The organism is Haloactinopolyspora sp., assembly GCF_027324685.1.
Taxonomy (GTDB): domain Bacteria; phylum Actinomycetota; class Actinomycetes; order Jiangellales; family Jiangellaceae; genus Haloactinopolyspora.
In genome coordinates this window covers 1-2913 of record NZ_DAHVSH010000138.1, presented here as the reverse complement: position 1 = coordinate 2913, position 2913 = coordinate 1, and the positions used below count along the sequence as shown (strand labels likewise).

Here is a 2913-nt window from a genome sequence, read left to right as displayed (position 1 = left end):
CGCCATGACCCTGGACGACGTGGTGCGCGGCAACCGTCGCGGCCCGTTGCCGCTGCGCTGGGTCTACATGCACATGCTGCGTGAGCTCGCCCAGCACTGCGGGCACGCGGACATCCTGCGCGAGCAGATCCGGTACGGAGTACCGAGCGCCTGACGGCCGGGCGTCAGCGCGATCCTGGACTCAGCGGGGGCTCGGTGTGCGCAGTTCGGCGAGGACCTCGTGTTCGTAGAAGGCGAAGAAGTCGTCCTGGTTCGGCCCGATCTGGTTGACGAACACGTCGTCGAAGCCCGCGTTCACGTACTCCTGCAACGCGTCGGCGTGACGCGCCGGATCAGGCCCGCACGTCACCGCGGAGGCGAGTTGCTCGACTGTCACCAGGCTCGCGGCCTGCATGATGTGCTCGGGGGTACGCAGTACTTGAGCGAGTTCCCCAGGCACGCCTTCGTTCGGCCACAACCGGTGTACGGTCTTCGCCGCCTCCTGCTCGTCGCTTCCGTAGCACACCTTGACCCCGCCCTGTTTCGGTTTACCCGCTCCCCCTGAGTCGTCGAAAATCCGAACGAGGTCGGGGTCGGGCGTGGTGCAGATGTAGCCATCGCCGATCTGTCCAGCCACTTCGGCGGCGCGCGGACCCAGCCCGGAAACGAACACCGGCGGCGGGTGATCGGGCAGCGTGTACAACCGGGCGTGCTCGACGGTGTAGTAGCGGCCGTGATGGGTGATCACCTCACCGGTCCACAGCTGCCGCATGACGTCGACGGCCTCGGCGAGCATCTCCAGCCGCTGCCGAGCCAATGGCCATGGAGCCCCGGTGACCTGCTCGTTCAACGCCTCACCCGAACCGACGCCGAGGACGAACCGGCCGTCGGCCAGGACCGCCGTCGTCGCGGCGGCGTGCGCGATGATCACCGGGTGCGTGCGAACCGTCGGGCAGGTCACCGCCGTCACGATGGGCAGGTCGGTCTCTCGAGCCAACACGGCCAGCACGGACCAGACGAAGGGACTTTCCCCTTGCTGATCCGTCCAGGGGTGAAAGTGGTCGGACAGCCACAAAGCTTCGAATCCGGCTTCCTGGGCTCGCTGGGCCTGCCAGATCAAATCGCGTGGGCCCCATTGCTCGCTGGCCAGGAAATACCCGAATCGCGTCACGGTTCCACCGCCTCAGCCCGGTGTCATTGACAGTTCTCCACCCCCGGTACCCGTGCGGGTCGGTGACACACGCACAGCGTGTGATCAGCACCGATCCGGGTAACCGATCTCCATCGGACGGACGTACCCGCACCTGGGCGGGCCACGGCCATGGAGGACGGCACATGCGACTCAAGCGGTGGGACCCCTCCAGCCCGGCCCTTCGTCGCCGTCGGCGTGGTCGCGGGTTCAGCTACACCGACGTCGACGGCGACCGGGTCACCGATGCCGAAACCCTCGACCGAATTCGCGCCTTGGTGATCCCGCCGGCGTGGCGCGACGTCCGCATCTGCCCATGGCCGCACGGACACCTCCAAGCTGTCGGCGTCGACGATGCCGGCCGCCGGCAGTACCTCTACCACCAGCAATGGCGTGCGCGCCGGGACCGAGAGAAGTTCGTCCGAGTCCGCGAGTTCGCCCAGCGGCTGCCTGCTGCCCGCGAGCAGATCGCGCACGACCTGCAGTCGCGTGGGCTCAACCAGCGCCGCGTCCTCGCAGCGGCGGCCCGGCTGCTCGACGTCGGCTTCTTCCGTGTCGGTAGTGAGCAGTATGCGCAGGACAACGGGTCCTACGGGCTGGCCACTGTCCTCGCCGGGCATGTCGACATCGGCCGCAACGGCGCGCTCACCTTCACCTACCCGGCCAAGTCGGGACAGCAGCGAGCACATTCCGTCGTCGACCAGGACGTGGCCCGCGTGTTGCGGTCCCTCCGCTCCCGACGTGGCCAAGACGAGACGCTGCTGGCCTACTACCAAGCAGGAACCTGGCACAACGTCACCAGCGACGACATCAACGCCTACCTGCGCGAGGTGTTCGGCGGCGACGTCAGCGCCAAAGACTTCCGCACCTGGCACGGCACCGTCCTGACCGCCGTCGCGCTGGCCACGACCGACCAGCCGCGCGCTAGCCGTACCGCCAAGCAGCGCGCGAAGGTCCAGGCCATCAAGGACGTCTCGGACTACCTCGACAACACGCCTGCGGTGTGCCGCTCGTCGTACGTCGACCCGGTGGTCCTGGACGCTTTCGACCGAGGTGAAACTGTGCATCACGCGCTCGGAGACGAGACCCTGGGCGCGGCGGGCGAATTCCGCCCCCACAGCGACGTCGAACAAGCCGTCCTCGACCTGCTGCGGTCCTGACAGCTCACCCGGGCCGGCGACCACGATGACGGCGCGAGGAGACCTGCCCATGCCAGAGCCGCTGCCCCCATGGCCCGCCACACCTCCGGTTCACGGGTCGGTCCGGCTGCGCGAGTTCGCTGACCACGATGTCTCCGTCGCCGTGGACATGGGCCAGGACCCCTACATCCCGCTCATCGGTAGCCTGCCGGCTCATCCGACCGCCCAAGAAGCTCTGGACTGGATCCAACGGCAACGGGGCCGGTGGGCCGAAGGTGCGGGGTTCTCGTTCGCGATCGCCGAAGCCGAGTCGGACCACGCCGTCGGCGCGATCGGGCTGTGGCTGCGAAACCCAGCGACCGGACGAGCCACGGCAGGTTACGCGATTTCTCCTGCTCATCGCGGCCGTGGTTTCGCGAGCGACGCCTTGCAAGCACTGACGACGTTCGCATGGACCATCCCCACATTGCACCGAGTGGAGCTGTACATCGAGCCGTGGAATCACGGTTCCATCCGGGTCGCGGAGGCATGCGGATACCACGAGGAAGGGCTGCTGCGCAGTCACCAGCAGATCGGTGACAGCCGGCGCGACATGCTGCTCTATGC

4 protein-coding genes are annotated in these 2913 nt (G+C 67.7%); 3 read left to right on the top strand and 1 reads right to left on the bottom strand.

Features of this window, described 5'->3' with window-relative positions:
• The coding region (locus M6444_RS23035; RefSeq protein ID WP_363326392.1) for a DUF664 domain-containing protein at positions 1–154 on the top strand (154 nt) is incomplete at its 5' end.
• A 27-nt stretch (positions 155–181) separates the two neighbouring features.
• Here the strand turns inward: M6444_RS23035 and M6444_RS15305 are convergent.
• Positions 182–1150, bottom strand: coding sequence for a TIGR03557 family F420-dependent LLM class oxidoreductase (locus tag M6444_RS15305; RefSeq protein ID WP_298329128.1), 969 nt, complete (start codon positions 1148–1150; stop codon positions 182–184).
• A 164-nt stretch (positions 1151–1314) separates the two neighbouring features.
• Between M6444_RS15305 and M6444_RS15300 the strand changes: the two genes are divergently transcribed.
• On the top strand, positions 1315–2328 hold the full coding sequence (locus tag M6444_RS15300; RefSeq protein WP_298329125.1) for a hypothetical protein: 1014 nt from the start codon (positions 1315–1317) through the stop codon (positions 2326–2328).
• 49 nt (positions 2329–2377) lie between these two features.
• Positions 2378–2913 (top strand): GNAT family N-acetyltransferase (locus M6444_RS15295; protein WP_298329122.1); only part of this gene is annotated, 536 nt, incomplete at its 3' end.